A 22631-nucleotide genomic window follows, 5' to 3' on the forward strand; every position below is an offset into this window, starting at 1 on the left:
ATGTTGGTAATGTACGGCATCAAGAACTGCGATAGCGTTAAAAAGGCGCGCACTTGGCTGGAAGCGCGGCAGATTGCCTACCGCTTCCACGACTATCGAATCGATGGCCTGGATGCGGCTTTGCTGCAACGCTTTGTCGATGCGCTGGGCCTGGATGTCGTGCTGAACCAACGCAGCACCAGCTGGCGTCAGTTGGACGACGCGCAAAAAGCCGATTTAACCCCCGACAAGGCCGTGCAACTCATGCTGGCTGTGCCGACCCTGATCAAGCGCCCGATTCTGGATGATGGAGAGCAACTGATCGTCGGCTTCAACCCCGATCAGTACCCTACCGAATAATGAGCGAAACCCTTTCTTTGCTAGAAGCGTTGATTCGTCGCGAATCAGTCACCCCCCACGACGCCGGTTGTCAGGATTTACTGGCGCAGCGCTTGACCAAGCTTGGCTTTGTTGACGAGCGCCTGAATTTTGCCGATACCCAAAACCTCTGGTTGCGAAAAGGGCAACAGGCGCCGCTGTTTGTGTTCTTAGGGCATACCGACGTGGTGCCGACCGGGCCTTTGGCGGCGTGGGATTCCCCGCCGTTCGAACCGACCATCCGCGATGGCAAACTCTATGGCCGTGGTGCCGCGGACATGAAAGGCGGCATCGCCGCGTTTGTCACAGCCGTCGAGCGTTTCCTGGCCGAATATCCCGAACATAAAGGCTCGATAGCGATCATGATGACCAGCGACGAGGAGGGCATAGCCACTCACGGTGTGGTCAAAGTGGTCGAGGTGCTGGAGCAGCGCGGCGAAAAAATCGATTGGTGCTTAGTCGGCGAGCCGTCCAGCGACAAGAAAATCGGCGACGTGATTCGGGTCGGGCGACGCGGCTCCTTATGCGCCAAACTGACAGTGCAGGGCATTCAAGGCCACGTGGCTTATCCGGAATTGGCGGAAAACCCGATTCATACTCTCGCGCCGGCCTTGAAGGAACTGACTGAAGAAGTGTGGGATCATGGCAATCAATTTTTTCCGCCAACTCGCTTGCAGGTTTCTAACATCAACGGCGGCACGGGTGCGGAAAACATCATTCCCGGCCAGGTGGAAGTGCAGTTCAATCTGCGGTTTTGCACGGAGCTGGACGAAGCGACCATCAAGGCCCGTACCCAGGCAATTTTGGACAAATACGGCTTTAAATACGATCTGCAATGGCGCTTGTCCGGCAACCCATTCCTGACCTCGCAAGGCGAATTAATCGACGCCACGCATGCCGCGATTGAAAGCGTCTGCGGCTTTCAAACTTTGGACGATACCGGCGGCGGCACCTCCGACGGCCGTTTCATCGCCCCGACCGGCGCGCAAGTCATCGAATTGGGACCGTTGAACGCCAGTATTCATAAGGTCAATGAGCACATTGGCCTGGACGATTTGGCCGTTTTAAGCCGAATTTACCAACAGATTTTGGTCAATTTGCTGGCGCATTAAGCAGGTTCTTAAAATACAGGCACTCCCGCTTCTGCGGGAGCCCAACTGCCTAAACAGGGTTCGCACCGGGCCCGTGTAAACAATTGTCTTCCCCCAGTCGTCACCCCCTCGGCCTCTAATACTCTGCCCAACCCGCTGGCAAGTTAGAGAAACGCCGGTCCATGATTGAGCTATGCCGAAGCGCTCAAGGGATTATCTTCAAACAGTGATTACCGAAGGTTTGATCCGGAAATTTCGCCGGATACTAATCGCAACGACCACGCTATACTTTTAAGCCTAGATTGTGGCGTAAGCTTGGCCGACGGTCTGAAACGGAATATTCCGATATCAACAGGGGAAAGCATGACTACTAGCCCTGCTCCACAAAAGTTATTGGCGCGCTACCGGCATTACTATCCGGCTCTCCTGATTTTGCTGATTTCGCTGTCTGCCTTGCTTGTGGCTTGGCAAGATCTGAATTGGCGTTATCAGCAGCGTTTACAGGAATATTTCGATTTCGAAACCCAACGCCTTACCAGCGACATCAGCAAACGCATGGCTTTGCATGGCCAAACGCTACGCAGCGCCGCCGGCTTGTTTGCCGCCAGCGACGAGGTTACCCGCGAGGACTGGCGTGCTTTTGTTGAAATGCTGGAGTTGGATCGCAGCCATCCGGGGGTGCAAGGCGTGGGCTATACGGTCTGGATTCCCGCCGGACAGCTCGAACAGCATATTGCCGATATTCGCCGCCAGGGCTTTCCTGACTATGTAGTTAATCCGTTAGAACCGCGCAGCGAATATTCCAGCATTATCTACTTGGAGCCGTTCGGCGGCCGCAATCTCCGCGCCTTTGGCTACGATATGTACTCTGAACCGATTCGGCGCAAAGCGATGGAGCGCGCGCGGGACAACGGCGAGTTGGCCTATACCGGTAAGTTGGTTCTAATCCAGGAAACCAAGGCCGATTTACAAGCCGGGATGTTGGCGTATTTCCCGGTGTATCGCAACGGCAGCATCCCACAAACCTTAGAGCAGCGCCGTTCCGCGCTACTAGGCTGGGTATACATTCCTTATCGCATGAATGACTTGCTGAAAGCTATCCTGGGACAGGATTTATTGGCCTTGCGCCTGGAGATTTTTGATCAGGACGATCTCAGTGCCGAGGGCCTGCTTTTCGATAGTCAGGCCAGCTTGGTGCCGGCAGCGTTTAAAACCGATGCCGGTGCCATGACTCGCATACAGCGCCTGGATTTGGGCGGACATTTTTGGACCTTGCGTTACAGTGCCATGCCAGCCTTCAGTAAGACCGCCAGATTCGAGCCGCCCTGGGTTGAAGTATTGGCGTTGGTGCTGATCAGCTTTTTGCTGTTTTTTATTACCTGGGCCTATATCAATGCACGCCGAAACGCGGCGATTGCGCTGCAATTGACCGAGTCGTTACGGCAAAGCGAAAGCCGGTTCCGCAGCTTGTTCGAAAACTCGCCGGTGGCCTATCTGGCAATGGATAGGCAAGGTAATTTGTTGGATGTCAATCCGCAATTGTGTGCGCTGCTGGACTACGACATTGATGAACTGATAGGCCGCAAACTGTTTGAGTTCATTTCGCCGGAAACCGGACAGGATTTTCGGCTAAAACTGCACCTGCTGAATCACTACGGTTTGCTGGAATGCGAATTGTCGCTGCTGACAAAATTGGGTCATATGTTGACCGTGATTCTGGACGGCCGCTTGCAGGGCGATAAGGCCCGACCTGCCGTTATTCATTGCATTTTGACCAATATTACTGAGCGCAAGCGCGCCGAAGATAAATTGCAATTGGCAGCCCGTGTGTTTAGCGATGCGCATGAAGGCATCACCATTACCGATGCGGCCGGCAATATTATCGATGCCAACCCGACTTTTTGCGCGATAACCGGCTATGCCCGCGAGGAAGTGATCGGCCGCAATCATAGTATTCTGCAGTCGGGAAAACACGATGCGCAATTCTATAAAGACTTGTGGCAAACCCTGCAAACCGAGGGTTGCTGGCAAGGCGAGATATGGAATCGCAAGAAAAGCGGCGAGTTATATGTCGAATTGCTGACGATCTCGGCCATGCGCAACCGCACCGGCGAAATTCTGAATTATGTCGGTTTGTTTTCTGACATCACCCAAGCCAAACTTCAGCAGCAGGAACTGGAACGCTTGGCGCATCACGATCCGTTGACGCAATTGCCTAACCGGATCTTGTTCAACGATAGATTTTGTCAGGCCTTGGCGCGCTGTAAACGCGACAGTACCTTATTGGGTGTCGTGTATATGGATCTGGACGGGTTCAAACAGGTCAACGACCAGTTCGGCCACGAGGCTGGCGATACATTGCTGATCGAGGTGGCTAAGCGGATAAAGGCCAATTTGCGCGAGGACGACACGGTGTGCCGATTAGGCGGCGACGAATTTGCCTTATTGATGGGCGGTCTGGAATCCAAGCCGCAGTGTGAGCAAGCCTTGCTGCGTGTTCATCAGGCGATTTCCCAGCCCTACTATATCGGCGGGCAAACCGCGAAGATTGGCGTCAGTAGTGGTATTACCTTATGTCCGCTGGATGTGGGTACGCCGGATTGCTTACTCAGTCACGCCGATCAGGCCATGTATCTTGCCAAACAGCAGGGCCGCGGCAGCTATGAATTTTTTCAGCCCGGTTGAGTCTGCTTAGCAAGCGTTTAATTTTTCAACTAAACAAGAGGAGATACCTATGCGTTGCCATCAAGTCGATTATCAGATTATCGGTCATGATATTCAAATGGTCGAAGTCGAGCTCGACCCCAAAGAAACCGTGATCGCCGAAGCGGGGGCGATGACGTATCTGGAGCAGGATATAGACTTCGAAGCCAAGATGGGCGACGGTTCCGGTGGGGTGATGGATAAGCTGTTTGGTATCGGCAAACGCATGCTCACCGGCGAGTCGGTATTTTTGACCCATTTCACCAATCACGGTGCGCAAAAACGCCGGGTGGCCTTTGCCGCGCCGTTTCCGGGCTCAATCGCGGCATTGAATATGGCTGAATTGGGTGAAGAAGTGATTTGCCAGAAATCGGCGTTTTTGGCTGCCGCGTACGGCACCCAAGTGGATATTGCCTTTAACAAACGCTTGGGCAGCGGCTTTTTCGGCGGCGAAGGCTTTATTCTGCAACGCTTGCGCGGTGACGGCATGGCCTTTATTCACGCCGGCGGCACGGTGATCCGTAAGGAATTGCGTAACGAAACCTTGCGTCTGGATACCGGCTGTCTGGTGGCGTTCAGCGGCGACATCGATTACAACATCGGGATGAGCGGCGGCTTGAAAAGCATGCTGTTCGGCGGTGAGGGCTTGTTTCTGGCGACGCTGACAGGCACCGGTTCGGTGTGGATTCAAAGCATGCCGTTTTCACGCTTGGCGGAGCGGGTGTTAAGCCAATATAAGCCAACCATCGGTCAAGATAGCCAGTAGCGGCGGTCAAGAGCTAAAGCAAGCCATGTTCGGCAAACGAAAAGGGCTGGCCGTCGCCGACGATGAAATGGTCCAGTACGCGGATGTCGAACAGGCCCAAGGCCTGTTTGAGTTTGTCGGTAATTTGCCGGTCGGCCTGGCTGGGTTCGCTGATGCCGGACGGGTGATTGTGAGCAAATATGACCGCTGCCGCATGATGAAATAAGGCCCTTTTTGCGACTTCGCGCGGATAGACGCTGGCGCCGTCGATGGTGCCGCGAAACAGCTCTTCCCATTGAATCACCCGATGCTGGTTGTCCAGAAACAGGCAGGCGAACACTTCGAAACTGTAGCTACGCAATTGGGCGCTGAGATAAGCGCGAGTGATGGCCGGGCTGGTCAAGGCGCTGCCGCGTTGCAATATCTCGGCGAAATGGCGGCGGGCCATTTCCAGTACGGCTTGTAATTGGGCGTATTTTGCATCGCCTAAACCGTTGCTCCGGCAAAAGCGTTGTTGATCGGCACCAAGCAGCGCCTGCAAGGAGCCGTATTCGCTCAACAAATCCCGGGCCATATCCACCGCCGACTTGCCGGGCGTGCCGGTACGCAGAAAAATCGCCAGTAGCTCGGCGTCCGTCAGCGCGGTAGCGCCACGCTGCAATAGTTTTTCTCGGGGTCGCTCGTCTGTGGGCCAATTCTTGATGCTCATCAACTCCTCCCGGCCGTTAATAATTGATTTTAAGCATAGAAGAAGCAGAAGGAGTTTGCCATGATGCAAACTGAAAAGATTAAATGGCTAATTGCGCCGAGACTTTAGGTGCGCTGCACGCAAAGTTAGCGATGAAGGGAATGTTTGCAACGCTTTGGTATACATGGTTGCCGCAGCTTGGCGAAAGAGGCTGGTGCTCCTTTCGCCAAGCGTATTCAATAGCAATCCTTACTGCAAAATGCCCAATCAGGAACTAGCCAGCAAGCCCAGCGCACTCAAACTAGGTAAAAAGAAATAACTGCCGCCTCGTGTCGTCACAAATTGCTGAAATCCGCAAACCCGCCGCCGCAATGGTTCATCCTGAATCGTAAAGTTGCGATTTTCCGCTACGCCGCTACCGATCAATGGATCGTCTTCGTCGTAAAGGCCGGCGAATTTGACGCTATTAATCCAGGTGTGCTGTACAAATTCGAACTGGCGTTCGATATTGGCGTTTAAGCAGATAAACAAAAGACCGCGCTCTTTGCCGTCATCTTTCGCCGGGTTTTCCAGGAAGTTGCCGTAGCTGCGGCCGCGGCGCAGGATGCGGTGGCGGTTGGCGACTTTCAAGGCTTCTTCTGCAGTGGCGCCCAAGCCGACTGCTCTGGGATTGGCCCTACGAATGTGCGAGCCCAGCGGGCAGCCGGTGCCGTGCGGGTCTTTGGTGAAATTGAAGCTGTTATCAACCTTATTCGGATCGCTGTCCTGATTGGGCTCCACCACAGCGCCGCTTTTCCAGCGGCCGACGAATTTGGCAGCCAGATAATCGGCGGTGATGCCTTGCCGCGCGGCTTCATCTTCCATGAATTGCCAGAACGCGCCGACATCCTGTTTCAATTGCCGCAAGACCAGATAAGTACCGTTTTTGCCGAACGCTTCGCCGGCACTACCCAACTGCGGCATTTTGGTAAGTTTGCCGTCGTATTGATTCGGATAACCCAGCAAAAATTCGCCGGTAGCGATTTCGCCGGTGCCGCTGGTAGTCGGGAAGCCGTCTACGACGGGATCGGAAATGCCGTCCGCAAAACCAAAATGCTCCAAGGTAAAGCCATTGGCGTCCTGCTTTTTCTCGCCGGCATCCAGACGCTGCACGACGCTTAAGCCCGCGCCTTTAAAGGCTTTTTCGTGATACTTACGGCTGGCGTTGTGGATCGCGTCATTTTTGGAGAACAGCATAAACAACAGGTCCACCCGCTTGTCGCCGCTGCCCCAATCCCAAGCGCTGGGATCGTTGATGCCGCGGTCGCCCAGCAGCGCGGAACGATGTTCGGAATGCATGCCTTCCCGGAAGGACAGCTCAAAGCTGTACAGGCTGTCTTTATCCAGATTTAGCTGTTCGAAACCGGAATAACTGATCGCCAGGTTGATACGGTTTTCAGTTTCATCGGTCGGTTTGTCCGCGCCATGGCTGATTTGGTTTTGATCGACCAAATTTTTCAGCCAAGGTTTCGTTTTGCCGGCATCGTCGATTTTTAACAGGTAATAACTACAGTGGGCCATATGTTTGTTATAGCCGCTAAATACGATGCCTTGTACGTCGTCTAATTTATCGATGGTGGTCATTGTGGGAGTCCTTTTATAAGCATCTCAGCCAAGCAGCCAGATTGGTCGTGGAAAACAAGCCTTCGTGTATCGCACGGTTATTGGCGACATTTTTCACGGACAAATCGATGTAGGCGCTATACCAAACCAACTCGGCAAGCTGGCTGTTTCTGGCGAAATTTTTGAAGCGCTGCTCGTCGCGGGAGCCGCCGCGCAAGGCCAGCCATTGGGTATCCGGAAAGCCCCGGTCCTTGCCTAATTGCGTGTTGCTCCAAACGGCGGTCAAGCCGACGCTGGCGTGGTCGATGAACTCGCCCAGGTAGTTTTCCCAGCTACCGTCGTAATTGCTCATGAACAACAGGCGTTTATTGCCGGGCAGAATCACCCAGCGGGCAAAATGGATAGTGACGATGCCGCTGAGGTCGCCTTTGGTCGCCACCAGTTTGGCAACCAGATTGATGCCGGCCAGCACTATTTTTAAAGTGGTCAACCGAAACCAGCCGGGTTTGATTTCGATGACGCTGGTCAGATGGTTTTGTAATTGCCGGTCTTCTACGCGCTGGATGGCTTGCATCTGTTCGGAGACTGTCCAGGGTTTGTCGTCCTGCTTATCGCGCATTTCGTTCCAGCGCAACAGCACTGCGAATGCGACGCCGGCTATCAGCGCTATTACCGCCAAAAACTCCACCAGCGGTCCGAACATGCCGAAGAAGCCGCCTACCAATAAAATACCCAACGCTGCTAGTAAGCCGTTGAAGATCATTTGCCCGGCACTGTTTAAAAACGGTTGCGGGGTGGGTTTGTTGACGGGGCCTAAATGTTTGACGATGTCGGCGTGAATTTCGGCCGGTTGTTTGGCTGCCAATTCCGCGCGATTGGCGTCGATATAGGCTTCGATGCGTTCGCGGATTTGCTGCTGCTCGACAATCGTATTGCGCGTTTGGCCGGGATGGGCGACGTAAAAGGCATTGGCGCCATGGTCGTTCTTTAATAAATACTCAGCCAGTTGGCTGGCGTTGTTGCCCGGATAATCCTTGCAGCAGCTATAAACGGTATTCACAAACTCCGGATTGCCAGCAATCAGGTCGTTGATAAATTGCTTCACCTCGCCGTCGATATTGGCTTCAAACGCCAATAGCGCCGGCTCGCCGGTATCCACCTCGGAGGGATGTTTGCCGGGAATGACGAAAAAAGTGCAATAGTGCAGCTGTTGATAATTGGAAAATTTAATCACCGGATTGTTTTTAATATCCGTGCCTATCGGCGCCAGATACGCTTCCAGCTTTTGCAGCTGGTCCGGCAATATTTCCGTGATAACGGTCATGGGGTTTTGTTGCATACACACGTCCTCTTGAAATTATTATCGTGCTGGTAAAAAGTTACCGATCAAAGCTCAGGACAAATTGATCGGGAAACGGTCCGTCGTACAAGATGCCGCTGTTTATTTTTAAGTTATTCAAGCGCAGCAAACTGGCTACCAAGGTCGGGATTTGGATGCGATTGATGTATTCGCCAAAGCAGCGGTGCATGCCGTCACCGAAGTGCATGTAACGATCCAGCGCCCGATCATCGCGCACACTTAAAGGCTCCGGCCAGGCGCTGTCGTCGAACATCGCCGAGGCGGTGAAGGCGAATACTTCAGTGCCGGGCGGAATCTTGACGCCGGCAATCTCCGCGCCGTTTTTACAATGCCGGCGCATCGCCGCCGCCATGGTGTTGAAGCGGAATACGTCGAAGCACAGATGTAAAAGTTTGTCTTCGTCGTCGACTACTTGTTTAGCGCGTTGCATGACATCGGGCTTGCTGAGCAGTTGTTCGACAATCAAGGTAGTAGCCATCGAGGTGGTATCCAGCGCGCCGACGATCAAACCGGAGATATTGCGACGGATGCCGTCATCGTCCAGATCGTGTTCGCCGTCCATGCCCATTTTGATGAGCCGCGACAGAAAATCTTCAAACTGCTCGCCTTGCTGGATGCGCTGCCGGCGCTCGGCAATCAAATTCAACAGATACGGCCCCATCTCATGAAAGGACTGCTCGGCGGTGATTTGAATGCTGCGCTGGTTACTTAGATTCAAAAACAGGTCGTGAAACAGTGAGCGCATCCAACGCATCATCGTCACTTCGTCCGGCCCTGGCACCCCCAGGTAATCGCGAATAAAACGCCGCGCCACTGGTCGGGTTAATTGCGACACCATGTCGATGCGGCCTACCGGCAACGCAGCCTGGATCATGTCATCGCAATGCTGGCGGACGATGCGGCGAATCAATTGGTCTTCGCCGGGCTTGATCACTCGGCGCAGCGCACCTTGCTCTTTGCTGTAGGTTTCGGAACGATCCATCCCTAAAAAGAATGGCCCGTTCAGGCGTTGCATATTGGGCGCGTTGATCTCGGCAATCGTAAACTCGGTGTCGCGCGCCAGCGTTTCGCGGACATCGCTGTCACGAGTCACCAAAGCGCGTTTGCCCAGGACCAGTACCGGTTTATGTTTTCGTAACAATCCGAATAGCCAACGTTGCACCGTGGCGCCGGTCAGCATTGCAACGCCGCGAGCCAGGTAATAACTGACGATATTTTGCGGCGTGGTGGACGTAGGATGATAGTCCAGAGCGGGTGCCGGCGTGGGCCGGTGCTCGCGGTACATTTTCAAGGCCAGGGCGCCGGTGGGGGTAGCTGCCAATTGCTCGACAAAAGCCTGGTATGCAGCCGGTAATTCTGCTTTGCTAGGCTGTACGCCGCCGAATTGGGCCGGCAACAGCACTGGTGCAGACAGTGCTGCCAGACAATAATCAGCGATGCTGGGCTGGTTGCCCAGCAAATAGGTTCTGCCGTCGGCTAGCAGAGTGTCCAGCTCCGCAAAGATCGCCTCGATTTGTTGTTTGCAGGGTTCGACTTGGCCGGGATCGGCAGGTAGGGATTTTTCCATGGCTTGAGCCAATATCGGATAAGCGCGTTCGGCTAACCATTTTTGCCAGGCTGGCACCCGCTGCTGCCAGAAAGACAGCACGGTTTCTTTGTGTGGCAGCAACATCGCATAGCCGTAATTGCGTGTCGCCAAGCCTAATTTGTCCACCAGCAAGGCCAGCAATCGTTCGGTCTCCGCCAAGCCTTTCTCATCGCGCGGATACAGCCGCAGTTCGGCGGGCAAACGGGCGTCGATGTATTGCAGCGATTCGTGCATGGTACATAAGGTTGCTTCGCTGGTGATCAGCACCGGCATGGCTTTAGCATCGGCACCCGCCAACAAGAAGGAGGGTAAATGCAGCATCGGCACGCTGCCTTCTTCCCGGTACGGTACCCCGCCGTAATCGAGCATCCAGCGGACTAATTCGCTGATATGGGATACAGGAATCGTTAATAAACGATTCAGTTGTTTGGATTTGGCTCCACGCCGCGTACTGCCGGGTTTGATCATGATTCCTTCCTCTTGCTTGCTATTGTTATAGTTTTTAATGCTATAGCTGGCATACACCGATGACTGTTTAGTCATGTCGGCTTGAATGGCATGTTGGTATGCGCGCTGGGTAAAACAGCTTGTCGGTCTGCTGACTTATGCCGTTATCGGCTGCCAAGCACTTGTTAACCCATCCGCGAATCAAGCGCCGAGCTTTAACGGAGTATCAATAATAGATCAATCGTAACTAATTGAAATAAAAAGCGAAAGATAAAATGTTGCTTAGCAACAACCGTGCCTAAATGCGAAGCACGTCACAAAACGCGCTGGGCGGCGCCCGCCTGGTACCTAGCAAACGGAAAGCTTCTCTGTCGCCGGAATCCGCTGCAAATCTTCCGATTCTTTCTCTGCGGGCCTTAATCAGATTGTCATTTGCTGCTGCCTATAATCCCGGCCTCTTCACAACGCTTAGGAGCAGTCACAATGCAATTCATAAAGCCAACCAAACTGGCATTGGCAATAGCCGGCTTGTTAGCGCTGAACGCGCCGGTATTTGCGGAAACCGTTGACGTACCGCAAATGGAGCAAGGTATTCAGATCGGCGATTTAGCGCCTGGACGTGCTATCGTTTGGAGCCGGGCGGATCGGCCGGCGCGGATGATGCTGAAATATGCTTATAACCCGCAGTTTAAGGACGCGATTAGTGTCCGCGGCCCCTATGCATTGGCCGAAACCGACTTTACCGCGCGCCAGGGCTTGACCGGGTTAGCTGATGGCAAAGACGTCTATGTGAAAGTCTGGTTTGAAGATTTGACTAATGCTCGCGGCAAAAGCGCACCGGTGGTCGGACATTTCCATACTATCGGTAAGCGCGACGACATCCGCTTCGTTTGGGGCGGCGACACCGCTGGTCAAGGCTGGGGTATCAACGAAAGCTTTGGCGGCATGAAAATCTACGAAGCCATGCGCCAAGTCCAGCCGCAGTTTTTCATTCAAAGCGGTGACAACGTGTATTCCGACGGCCCGATTCCGGAGAGTAAGCTGGCCGAGAACGGCCAGCTTTGGACTAACGTGGTCACGCCGGAAGTGAGCAAAGTCGCTGAAACCTTGGACGAGTTCCGTGGCCGCTACAAATACAATCTGTTAGACGAAAACGTCCGCCGCTTCAATGCCGAAGTGCCGCAAATTTGGCAGTGGGACGACCATGAGGTGGTGAATAACTGGTCAGATTCCAAAGACCTGAGCGCCGATCCGCGCTACACCGAAAAAAATATACCGACGCTAATTGCCCGCGCCACTAAAGCCTTCCTGGAATATGCACCTCTGCGTCCGCACGATGCCGAAGAATCCGAGCGGATTTATCGCAAAATTTCCTACGGCAAACTATTGGACGTGTTCGTACTGGATATGCGCAGCTATCGCGGCCCGAATACCGCTAATCTGCAATCTCAAGAAAATGCCGAAACCGCTTTCCTCGGTGCCGAGCAAATGGCTTGGCTGCAGGACGAGTTGAAGCACTCTAAAGCCACCTGGAAAGTCATCTCCGCCGACATGCCGATTGGTTTGAATATCGGCGACGGTAACACGGCCCAAGGCCAGGCGCGTTGGGAAGCTGTAGCTAATGGCAATGATGGGCCGGCAGCGGGTCGGGAACTGGAAATGGCTCGTTTGTTGAGTTTTATCAAGCATGAGCAAATCAACAACCTGGTTTGGCTGACTGCCGATGTCCATTATGCCGCCGCGCATTATTATGATCCTGCCAAAGCGGCATCCAAAGACTTCGCGCCGTTCTGGGAGTTCGTCGCGGGTCCGTTAAATGCCGGTTCCTTCGGGCCCAACAGTACCGACGGTACATTCGGTCCGCAAGTGGTTTTCTCCAAAGCGCCGCCAGCCGGTCAAGCCAATCTGTCGCCTTACGCCGGCTTGCAATTTTTTGGCGAAGTGAATATCGACAAGAAAAGCCGCACCATGACGGTGGATTTTAAGGACATCGACGGCGCTGTGGTCTTCAGTAAAACTCTGGCGGCGGAAGCCGAGCGTGAACGCGAGCACGATCATAACGACCGCGATCACGACTAAAGCCAAGTGGCCGGGACGGTATGTGCCGCCCGGCCATTTCTCTGGTTAAGCCATTTAACTTCAAGCAAAATAAGGACTCTATTCATGTTGAAACCCACGTTATTGACTATGGCCATGCTGGCTGCAATCGGTGCGCAAAACAGTGCCCAGGCGCTGCCGCACAGTGAACATCACGAACACGCCAGTGCCGGCCCGCTGGTCATCGGCCATCGCGGCGCGTCCGGCTATCGTCCCGAACATACTCTGGCTGGCTATGCCTTGGCGATTGAACTGGGCGCGGATTTTATCGAACCCGATCTGGTGCTGACCAAGGACGGCCAAATGATTGCCCGCCACGAACCGATGATAGGCGGCACCACCGATGTGGCCAATCATCCGGAGTTTGCTGATCGCAAAACCACTCGCATGGTGGATGGCGTGGCCGTGACCGATTGGTTTGCCAGCGACTTTACCTTGAAAGAAATCAAAACGCTGCGCGCCATCCAAACCCGTGGCCGGGACAATTCATATGACGGTGAGTTTGAAATCCCGACTTTGAACGAAGTGATCGCGCTGGCCAAGCAGCAAAGCGCAAAAACCGGTCGCCGGATTGGCATCTACCCTGAAATCAAACATTCGACTTATCACGCCGAACTGCAGAATGCTAAGGGTAAGCCGCTATTTGGCAAGCATTTCTTCGAAGACAAACTGTTAAAAAAACTGCATAAGGAATATGGCAACAGTGCCTGCGCGCCGGTGTTTATCCAGTCTTTCGAAGTCAGCAATCTGCAATATTTAAGCCGCAAGACCAACATCAAATTGGTACAACTGATCGATGCTGACGACGTCAATGCGGACGGCTCACTATCGCTGGTTGCACCTTACCAACAGCCTTATGACTTTGTGGTAAAAGGCGATCAACGTACTTTTGCCGATTTGCTGAGCAACGACGGTCTGGATTTTGTTAAATCCTATGCGGATGCAATTGGTCCTTGGAAGCCGTATTTGGTAAAAACGGTGGCCGACGGTGTGGACCGTGACGGCGACGGCACTATCACGATCAACGACCGCCGGGTAGAAGGCAGTACCGGCGTGGTGGAAATGGCCCACGACAAAGGCTTGCTGGTGCACACCTGGACTTTCCGCAACGATGCCAGTGGCTACGGCTTTGCTGATCCGCAGCAGGAAATGACGTATTACTTTGATTTGGGTGTGGATGGCTTGTTTACCGACTTTGCCGACACCGGGGTTGCGGCACGTGATGCCTTGGTGCACGGGGATGGCACGCAGGCTGGAGAATGTTGCAGATTGGAGTGGAGTCACCTAGGGAGTCATCGTTAGCGCTAGTCGATGATTGTCATTATGTTCTGCAAGCTCCATGGCTTGCGGAGCATCGCCTTGGTGTTAGGCGAACAAGCGCCGGAACGAGTTGTACTTTAATTATTGTACGTTAGCGGCGAGCTTGTTCCGGCGGATGGTGGTAGTCATTAGTTGGCCTAGTGTGCCGTGCCCGGGCATAACCTCTTCCCCGAAAGGTTAACTACGCATGGCAAAGCGTATATGATTTGGATAGCTGGCAAGTTTGTCGGTGTCACGTGATGCCGGCTTGGAGTGGCTAGAATTCTTGATCAGCACGCAACGAATTTGGCCTTCTCTGGGTTGATTCATCGAATCCACCCAGAGAAGGCCAATGTCCAGCACCCCATCATGCTACGACTGTGGTATTTTAGCCGCCCTCTATTTCGTCGCGGTTCGGCGGCTTTCAACACAGGATTACTCGCAAAACCATGGGTGTACAGGAAAACTTCGAACAACTCCCGCTAAAAGAATTCACCGAAAAAGCTTATCTGGATTATTCCATGTATGTAATTTTGGATCGGGCTTTACCGCACATCGGTGACGGCCTAAAGCCAGTACAGCGCCGTATCGTGTACGCGATGTCCGAGTTGGGCCTAACGGCGTTGGCCAAATACAAAAAATCGGCCCGTACCGTCGGTGACGTGCTGGGTAAATACCATCCGCATGGTGATTCGGCTTGCTACGAAGCCATGGTGTTGATGGCCCAGGACTTTTCTTACCGTTATCCCTTGATTGATGGCCAGGGCAACTGGGGGTCGCCGGATGATCCAAAATCTTTTGCCGCCATGCGGTACACCGAGTCTCGGCTGACCGCTTACGCGCAAACCTTGCTTAGCGAATTGGGGCAGGGCACGGTGGACTGGACCGACAATTTCGACGGCACCTTAAAAGAGCCCAGCCTCATGCCGGCCCGCTTGCCGAATGTGCTGCTGAACGGCACTATGGGTATCGCCGTGGGGATGGCAACCGATATTCCGCCGCATAATCTGCGCGAAGTCGCCAATGCCTGTCTGCAATTACTGGACGATCCTGAAACGCCACTCGAAAATTTGCTGACGCATATCAAAGGGCCTGATTATCCCACCGATGCCGAGATCGTCACGGCTAGCGCCGATATTCAAAAAATGTATGCGACCGGCAACGGCTCGATAAAGATGCGTGCCAAATACGAGCTGGAAGACGGCAATATCGTCATCACGGCTTTGCCGCATCAGGTGTCCGGTGCCAAGTTGCTGGAGCAAATTGCCGCGCAAATGCTGGCGAAAAAGTTACCGATGATCGAGGATTTGCGCGACGAATCCGATCACGAAAATCCGACACGGTTGTTAGTTATTCCCAAGACCAAGCGTATTGATGTCGATGCGGTGATGTCGCATTTATTCGCCACGACTGACCTGGAAAAGAATTATCGGGTCAATATGAATATGATCGGCTTGAACGGTAAGCCGCAGGTCAAAAATCTACGGATGATTTTGACTGAATGGATCAGCTTTAGAACCGAAACTGTGCGTCGTCGTCTGCAATATCGTTTGGATAAAGTGCTGGCACGTTTGCATATTCTGGAAGGTTTGCTAATTGCCTATCTGAATATCGACGAAGTGATTGCGATTATTAGAAGCGAAGATCATCCTAAGCCGGTTCTGATGGCGCGGTTTGGTCTCAGCGATTTGCAAGCGGAAGCAATCCTTGAGCTGAAATTGCGGCACTTGGCCAAGCTCGAAGAAATGAAGATTCGTGGCGAACAGGATGAATTGGAGCAGGAGAGACAGGCCTTGGAAAAAACCTTGTGCTCTGAGCGCCTGTTGAATCGCCTGATCCGCAAGGAAATCGAACGCGATGCGGAAAAATACGGCGATGATCGGCGTTCGCCCATCGTTGCGCGGGATGCGGCTCAGGCCCTCGATACCACTGAGCTGATTGCGAATGAACCGGTGACGATTATCTTGTCGCAAAAAGGTTGGATCAGGGCGGCCAAAGGCTATGACATAGAAGTCGAAAGCTTGAGCTATCGCGCCGGCGATGCGTATTTATCGTCAGCGAAAGGCCGGACCACGCAATCGGCGTATGTATTGGACTCCACGGGCCGAGTCTATACCATTACGACTCATGATTTGCCCTCTGCGCGAAGTCAGGGTGAGCCGCTGACCGGTCGGCTTAATCCGCCGCCAGGTAGTTTGTTTACCGATGTATTTACTGGGCAACCCGACGATTGGCTATTGATTGCCAGTAATGCCGGTTACGGTTTTCGAGTGCAGTTAAAAGAGCTGCAAAGTAAAAATAAAGCTGGGAAGGCGTTGTTGAGCTTGCCGACTGGCGCCAAAGTTTTAACGCCGGCGCCGATTCCAACTGGTCACGACTTGCTGGCGGTTGCGACCTTCCAGGGTAGATTGTTGATATTTCCAGCGTTGGATCTGCCCGAGTTGGCGAAAGGCAAGGGTAATAAACTAATTCAGATTCCTGGCGGGGACGTGGTTTCCGGTAAGGATGCTGTGGTCGCGGTAACGGCGTTGTCGGCGAGCAGCGAGTTGAAAATCGTCTCAGGCAAGCGGCATGTCACCCTGAAAGCCATGGATATTGCTCAATACACTGGCAATCGTGCGAATCGTGGCACAGCATTGCCGCGTGGTTTCCAAAAAGTGGATGGGTTGGAGTGTGTTGTTGCTTAATACTCTGCCGGTGCCGCACATATTATTGGGAGTTTAAAAGCTTTTTTGGGATTTTTTGTACCAACTATTTGAGGCCCAAAATCGGTTTATCAGATCAGTGTGAAAAAATCTGTTGACGTAAGTAATTAATGTCTTTATCATAGTCATCTTTCTGGAGCGCTTCTGCTCTTCGGGATAATAAGAAGGTCAATTCGGGGTATAGCGCAGTCTGGTAGCGCGTCTGCTTTGGGAGCAGAATGTCGGGAGTTCGAATCTCTCTACCCCGACCAAGATTTGCGCTTGTAGCTCAGCTGGATAGAGCATCGGCCTTCTAAGCCGAGGGTCGCAGGTTCGAGTCCTGCCAAGCGTGCCATCGCAAAAAATCATCATTATGGTGAGCGTAGCTCAGTTGGTAGAGTCCCGGATTGTGATTCCGGTTGTCGTGGGTTCGAGCCCCATCGTTCACCCCAATAAAATCAATAGCTTGAGGTTGTTTGTATGATGCAAGATCGGCATCTACTGACACAGCTACTGACAAATGATCAATCATTCGACGGTTTAACCGTTTTCAACTTGACATCATACACATTCATCATTGACGCAGTTCTGTGTCCGCTCGCATCCAGTTTGTTGCCCGTTGTATCACTGACTCCTTTCCGTTTAAGATCATGAAAAGTGAAAGGTACCCAGTTTATTCCCTTTTCTTCAGCAGCTAATTTGGTGGCAACCGTAACTCGCCCTATGGCCGTTTTTAGGCTATCGACAACGATCTTATCGCCAGTGCGTTCGCTGATGATTATGTGCCTATCCTCGGCACGGATCGGATGAGGCTGTTTTCGCTCTGACAATATCCGGTTTCTTGTCGCAACTGCGAAATCCCAGGCGCTACGAAGTCGTGAGTTCCATTCCGTTATATTGTCACGCGAGCCTTTGCGACGCTTGATGAGAAGGCCTTCGGGTAATACGTTGGCATCAGTAAGATCTAACACTTCCGACAGTCGCATGCGGCATAGATAAGCGATTTCCATGGCCGGCCAGACATACCAATAATTAGACTCGCGAGCGATCTGGAGCATAAATTCGTAGTCTCGATCTTCCGCATAGTGTTGTCGGGGTTTGATCGACAGCTTTGTTACGCCCTTTGTCGGGTTGGTTTTGATCTTTTCGTACTCATAAGCCCAGCTGAAAATTCGCTTAATGTACGCTAATTCCTTATTTGCACGGCTTTCCGATGTTTCGCCTCGTTTGTCTCGGTATTTTCGCACAAGACCGATAGTCCATCTGCTGATTGGCAGTTCGCCAAGTGTTCCGGTCGTGCCTTTGGTTCCACAAATTTGCGTATGACAGTCCAGATAGTCGCGTTTGGTGCTGATTGCCAGTTTGCGCCAGATCGGTGTTTCTTGGAAATCCCGAGAAAGCGTGCTAAATGTCATAGCCAGGGGGGCTTTTTGGGCTTCGTAGGCTTGCCATATTTCTGATAGCGATGCTTTTGGGCCGCAAAAGCGTTTAGATCGCCATTTTCCAGTATCCGAATCCTTGTATTTGAGCATCCACTTGCCGGTGCCAGATTTGTCCCACCATACGCCGGTTGGTAGTTTTTTAGGGTCGATGTGAGCTGGTACGGTTGCGGTGCGCGGAGGGCCTTTGGTCATGGCTAGTCGAGGAACTCAAATTCCTGGTCTGGTGGCAGTATTTGCGATTTTAATCCCATGGCCGCGTTGATGGCATCAATTGTTGTGAAAATTTTTCCATTCTTTCCATGCAAGAAGCGAACACCGGCCGCACGCAAACAGCGTTCGATGTCCCCTGGACGGTCGTAGCCGGTGACGGTTTTGAGTTGTTCGGTATCAATCAGGCCGGTTGTCACTGGGTTATCCGATTAAATTCGATTACCCAAGCTCATGGGTTTGCGCCTTAGTAGCTTTAACATTGATCGACTCCCATAGGTAGCGATATCCTCCATTTGCCGCTTTTCAGCAACTAGGATTTGGCCGTTCATATGTGGCATAAATTTTAACCGTGCCATCAGAAAGGGTGCCGTCCTTACAAAAGGTTTATTTCAAATATGAATCTCTTTTTTAAACGCAGATCCATCTTAGTTCCGAAACTTAACGATTCATACGAAGAAAGCTTATGTGTTTTTGGGGCCTAGCTAATTCAATTTTTTATACGGAAAAGATCACAAGGTTGTCATTGATTGGCGTTTAGTGTTGGCGCTTTCATCAAACTGATTTTCAAGCGCCACTTGGTAACATCATGACTCTCAAACGGACTCGACAATGATGTGCTGGGCAAGTATCCCGGAGGAATTAGAAGCTCTAAAAACATTCCTGGCGGTATGTACCGGGAAATCTGCCCAGATTTGAGAAAAAGTTATTATGAAGAGAAATAAGTCGTTATCAAACGCTCTAGCGTTCGCCGCAATGTTAAATAAATTACAGTTTTTTGATTAAATTGAGCGCTCCTGGAGGCAACCCGCAATGTGAATGGTTTCCTTTACGGTCCAGCAGAAATCCCTAATAAATAGACTCGCGTCTTCAATACTCATGCCTTTTAATAACTCATACGCCTCTTTCTGAATCTCAAATTTTTTTAATTTGACTCTCAAATGTGCGGCAGCACCGATTTGACTAGGATAAGAGTCAGACAAACCAAAGACAGAAATCGAATATCTGGCGGTAAGGTATTTAAACAAATCCTCAGAAAAACCGTGATGCCACAGAAATTCTGGGGTTAAAACATCCTTGTCAATTCTTTTAGCGAATTTAGATAAGGTTTTATAGATAGGAATACCTTTGTTTGTTTCGCCCCTAATATTGACTTTTAGCTTTGATTTTCGCAAATAATCATAATAAAGAAGAGCTGCAGATACTGCAATGCAATAGGGTTGCATATGTAGATCATTAAATTCAGTTAAAACGTCATTTTTTTCATTATAAGGCGTGCCTGTCAAAATATACATCTTACAAACGATTTGAGCACATTTAATCAAATCGCCTGGCAACTTCTTTAACTGTTGATTGAAAGTACTAGCCAAAGTGGGTAGTATCTTATCCTCAGATTCAATGTGCTTTAGATGCTGTATATCATTTGGAAGGTTATCTAATAATTCATTTTGAATATTAAAGATAACATCTATGTCATTTGTCACACGGTTAATCGTCGCAAATTTTATCAGTGTCGCATGGAGAGTATCGGCGGCGAGTCCTTCTTTCTCATTCTGGTTGAAGGCATACTGAAGTACGTTGCGAGTTTTCATAGCCGTTTCATCAAGCACGGCGTCTGGCAACATATGCTCATTGTCATAACCTTCAATATTTTTTTGCATGAATAAAAACAGATTTTGAATGGCCAAGTCGAAATCAAAAATCAATCTATCAAAGCCAGTAGCCATATGTTTTTCAGGCGACAGAATTTTGTAGCGATTCTGTTCTTTTGTCGACATGCCTTGGAAAAGGCGAGTATAAAAACATCGAATGATCGCATCATGTAATTGCTTTGATTTTTTAACTGCAAAGCGTGAAGGGTTATCTGATAACGATGATTTCGTTTTTTTTATGGGGCCGGTAATAAACAAATTAGACCAACCCTGTTTAACTTTCGATAATATTGCGAAGTGACACAGTAACTTGTAATACTCCGATCTATCTTCTTTAATTATGCTTTCAGCATAAGGAGTAGTGATTATTTTTGTAATAGCCGCTAAGTGAAATTCTGGCTTAGAACCAGCTCCATAGTACTTTTCAAGATGACCCGCCAACTTCATAAGGGATAAGTCATTCTTTTTAATTGGTTTGTAGCAGGACGGTTCATACCGACTTTCAGGAAACTTGCCGTAATCGTTATCTCGCAACACTTTCCAAAGTGCTTCTTTGTAGAAAATGGGTTTGTCTTTAACGGTTCTCGCTCTTTTCGCCATAGCGCCCCTTCTTTACACTAGTGAACGAAGACCTATTACTTGACTAACTAGCATCCTCGCAATTGTTGCATCAAACGCCCGCTTGAAATTCTGGTCTGAGGAATACCGGTGGTAGAAACTCAGTTACATTTGATGATTTTGGTGCTATTGCCCTGTGAACTATACATTCCGCGGACAAAATAAAACGACATGTTACCTGTTCAAACTTGGAAAGCGAACCAAGCATGAAGCAATTGCTTTGTACCCAGTCACTGGTTGAACTGAGGGTAACACCCGTTTTTAAAAAATCTCAGCCACATATATCCTCCCTGAGTACTGCTTTCGGGCATGACCTCAGTGACTTACACATCACGGGCAGTACTCAACATCCCTTAACACATCAGCACCTGATCGTTTCGGCGGTCAGGTGCTGATGTTTTCCGTCGTAGCTTGGCCACTATCGAACATCTGTCCGGTGAGGATGGCGGCTGCGCGTTTTTCAAGGAGTCCGTTTCTTATGAGCGTTACATGTCCCCTTTGTCATTCCCGTCAGGTCATCAGTTTAGACCGAGGTAAAAAAATCGGTGGCTTAATCGGTACGGTTGGCGGAGCCGCTAGTGGCGTTGCTGGAACCGTGAGTGGCGCTACCACCGGTGCCGAGTTTGGTGGTGCCATCGGCGTTGTTGCGGGTCCCGCCGGTGTGGCAGTCGGCAGTATTGCCGGCGCTATTTTCGGTGCGCTGGTGGGTGCAGCTACCGGTGGTGTGACCGGCGCCAAGCTGGGCGAAGTCATCGATCAGCGCGTGCTGGACAATTACGTCTGCCAGGACTGCGGTTTAACCTTTAGCGATCATACCAGCCGAGATCAGGCTATTTAGTTTTTCGGTGTTCTTCGTTTCAACAACCGCGCAAAGGGATCAGCTTCCAGCTGTCCCGCTGGTTGTTTCCCCTGATTAACAATTTTTAGGAGTCATTTTATGGCACATCTAGTCGAACAAATGGCCTACGTTGGCCAAACGCCCTGGCATGGCCTAGGCAATGTATTAGCTCCCAAACAACCCTTGGAGGTCTGGGCCAAACAAGCCGGCATGGATTGGCAAATCCAGGCATCCGAAGTGCGGTTCATGGCCGATCAGGTTGGTCACCTGGGTACGATCCACACCTTTGCGGATCAAAAAGTGCTGTACCGTTCCGATACCAAGCAAGCCTTATCGGTGGTTTCCCAACGCTATCAAGTCGTGCAACCGCGCGAGGTGTTGGAGTTTTATCGCGACCTGACCGAGATTGCCGGCTATGAACTGGAAACCGCCGGTGTCCTGAAAGGCGGCAAGAAGTTCTGGGCCTTGGCGAAAACTGGTCAAACAACGGCGCTGAAAGGTAACGATCTGGTCCATGGCTATCTGCTATTGGCGACCTCCTGCGACGGCACACTGGCAACCACCGCTACCCCGACCACGATCCGGGTCGTCTGCAACAACACCCTGACCATTGCGGTCAACGGCGCCACCCAAGCGATCAAGGTGCCGCATAGCACCAAGTTCGATGCGCAGGCGGTCAAGCAGCAGCTGGGTGTGGCGGTGTCGCAATGGGATGCCTTCATGTACCGGATGCGTACGCTATCAGAACGTAAAGTGAAATCGCATGAAGCGATGAACTACTTCTTGCGGGTGCTATGCGATACCCCAGCGGCGAATGCCGGTGAACCCGCCACGCTGGTCAATGAGCGGGCCTTGAAAAAGGTACAAAGCCTGTACGACGGACAAGGCCGCGGCGCGGAACTCGATTCCGCCAAAGGCACGGCGTGGGGACTGCTGAACGCGGTGACGGAATATGTCGATCACGAGAAGCGCGCCCGCAGCACCGAGAGTCGCATGGATTCAGCCTGGTTTGGACAAGGTGCCACCCTCAAACAGCGAGCCTTGGACTCGGCATTGCAACTTGCAGCTTAAACCCGTTAAACCAGCAACCGTTATTCGTAAAAGCCCTGTTTTTGTGTCGGGAAACGACGCAAAAATAGGCAATTTTTTTCTTTAGTTAGTTTGTTGTTTTCAACGGTCGAAAAAAATTCCTAATGGTATGGCGTGAGGGTAC

Annotated in this window: 16 protein-coding genes and 3 tRNA genes; 12 read left to right on the forward strand and 7 right to left on the reverse strand. The window is 51.6% G+C overall.

Annotated elements, in window-relative coordinates:
- From JWZ98_RS02500 to JWZ98_RS02515, 4 genes are all read left to right on the forward strand, one after another.
- Positions 1 to 339, forward strand: a complete 339-nt coding sequence (locus JWZ98_RS02500; protein WP_205453045.1) for an ArsC family reductase — start codon at positions 1 to 3, stop codon at positions 337 to 339.
- Positions 339 to 1469, forward strand: a complete 1131-nt coding sequence (gene dapE, locus JWZ98_RS02505) for a succinyl-diaminopimelate desuccinylase (protein WP_205453050.1) — start codon at positions 339 to 341, stop codon at positions 1467 to 1469. Before JWZ98_RS02500 ends, dapE begins: the two co-directional genes overlap by 1 nt.
- Positions 1470 to 1811: 342 nt before the next feature.
- Positions 1812 to 4133: a CHASE domain-containing protein gene (locus tag JWZ98_RS02510; protein WP_205453052.1), complete on the forward strand. Its 2322-nt coding sequence runs from the start codon at positions 1812 to 1814 to the stop codon at positions 4131 to 4133.
- A gap of 49 nt (positions 4134 to 4182) precedes the next feature.
- Entirely contained in the window at positions 4183 to 4917 is a 735-nt protein-coding gene (locus JWZ98_RS02515) for a TIGR00266 family protein (protein ID WP_033155888.1), read from the forward strand.
- A 13-nt stretch (positions 4918 to 4930) separates the two neighbouring features.
- On the opposite strand, the gene radC is transcribed toward JWZ98_RS02515, so the two are convergent.
- The 4 genes from radC to JWZ98_RS02535 form a co-directional block, all read right to left on the reverse strand.
- Positions 4931 to 5605, reverse strand: coding sequence for a DNA repair protein RadC (radC, locus tag JWZ98_RS02520; protein WP_205453054.1), 675 nt, complete (start codon positions 5603 to 5605; stop codon positions 4931 to 4933).
- Between the two features lie 246 nt (positions 5606 to 5851).
- Positions 5852 to 7207, reverse strand: coding sequence for a Dyp-type peroxidase (locus JWZ98_RS02525; protein WP_205453056.1), 1356 nt, complete (start codon positions 7205 to 7207; stop codon positions 5852 to 5854).
- Positions 7208 to 7220: 13 nt separating this feature from the next.
- Positions 7221 to 8525, reverse strand: coding sequence for a hypothetical protein (locus tag JWZ98_RS02530; protein WP_205453058.1), 1305 nt, complete (start codon positions 8523 to 8525; stop codon positions 7221 to 7223).
- Between the two features lie 40 nt (positions 8526 to 8565).
- A complete protein-coding gene (locus tag JWZ98_RS02535) occupies positions 8566 to 10602 on the reverse strand; it encodes a cytochrome P450 (protein ID WP_205453066.1) in 2037 nt (678 codons plus the stop codon).
- Between the two features lie 462 nt (positions 10603 to 11064).
- Between JWZ98_RS02535 and JWZ98_RS02540 the strand changes: the two genes are divergently transcribed.
- The 6 genes from JWZ98_RS02540 (at position 11065) to JWZ98_RS02565 (ending at position 17113) form a co-directional block, all read left to right on the forward strand.
- Positions 11065 to 12660, forward strand: a complete 1596-nt coding sequence (locus JWZ98_RS02540) for an alkaline phosphatase D family protein (protein WP_033155891.1) — start codon at positions 11065 to 11067, stop codon at positions 12658 to 12660.
- Between the two features lie 84 nt (positions 12661 to 12744).
- Complete coding sequence (locus JWZ98_RS02545; protein ID WP_051669772.1) at positions 12745 to 13980, forward strand: glycerophosphodiester phosphodiesterase; 1236 nt, start codon at positions 12745 to 12747, stop codon at positions 13978 to 13980.
- A 446-nt stretch (positions 13981 to 14426) separates the two neighbouring features.
- Positions 14427 to 16664: a DNA topoisomerase IV subunit A gene (parC, locus tag JWZ98_RS02550; RefSeq protein WP_205453068.1), complete on the forward strand. Its 2238-nt coding sequence runs from the start codon at positions 14427 to 14429 to the stop codon at positions 16662 to 16664.
- 192 nt (positions 16665 to 16856) lie between these two features.
- Positions 16857 to 16933 (forward strand) — tRNA-Pro (locus JWZ98_RS02555).
- 6 nt (positions 16934 to 16939) lie between these two features.
- A tRNA-Arg gene (locus tag JWZ98_RS02560) sits at positions 16940 to 17016 on the forward strand.
- Positions 17017 to 17037: 21 nt separating this feature from the next.
- Positions 17038 to 17113 (forward strand) — tRNA-His (locus tag JWZ98_RS02565).
- Positions 17114 to 17185: 72 nt separating this feature from the next.
- Here the strand turns inward: JWZ98_RS02565 and JWZ98_RS02570 are convergent.
- The 3 genes from JWZ98_RS02570 to JWZ98_RS02580 form a co-directional block, all read right to left on the reverse strand.
- Positions 17186 to 18295 (reverse strand): hypothetical protein, encoded by a 1110-nt coding sequence (locus JWZ98_RS02570; RefSeq protein WP_205453070.1) that lies wholly within the window; start codon positions 18293 to 18295, stop codon positions 17186 to 17188.
- 2 nt (positions 18296 to 18297) lie between these two features.
- Positions 18298 to 18510, reverse strand: coding sequence for a hypothetical protein (locus tag JWZ98_RS02575; RefSeq protein ID WP_205453071.1), 213 nt, complete (start codon positions 18508 to 18510; stop codon positions 18298 to 18300).
- Positions 18511 to 19092: 582 nt separating this feature from the next.
- Positions 19093 to 20562, reverse strand: coding sequence for a hypothetical protein (locus JWZ98_RS02580; RefSeq protein WP_205453072.1), 1470 nt, complete (start codon positions 20560 to 20562; stop codon positions 19093 to 19095).
- Between the two features lie 496 nt (positions 20563 to 21058).
- Between JWZ98_RS02580 and JWZ98_RS02585 the strand changes: the two genes are divergently transcribed.
- Together JWZ98_RS02585 and JWZ98_RS02590 are read left to right on the forward strand one after the other, a co-directional pair.
- Positions 21059 to 21418, forward strand: coding sequence for a hypothetical protein (locus tag JWZ98_RS02585; protein WP_205453074.1), 360 nt, complete (start codon positions 21059 to 21061; stop codon positions 21416 to 21418).
- A 99-nt stretch (positions 21419 to 21517) separates the two neighbouring features.
- On the forward strand, positions 21518 to 22489 hold the full coding sequence (locus tag JWZ98_RS02590) for a DUF932 domain-containing protein (RefSeq protein WP_205453076.1): 972 nt from the start codon (positions 21518 to 21520) through the stop codon (positions 22487 to 22489).
- Positions 22490 to 22631: the final 142 nt, after the last annotated feature.

It is taken from the genome of Methylomonas sp. EFPC1 (genome assembly GCF_016925515.1).
Taxonomy (GTDB): Bacteria; Pseudomonadota; Gammaproteobacteria; order Methylococcales; family Methylomonadaceae; genus Methylomonas; species Methylomonas defluvii.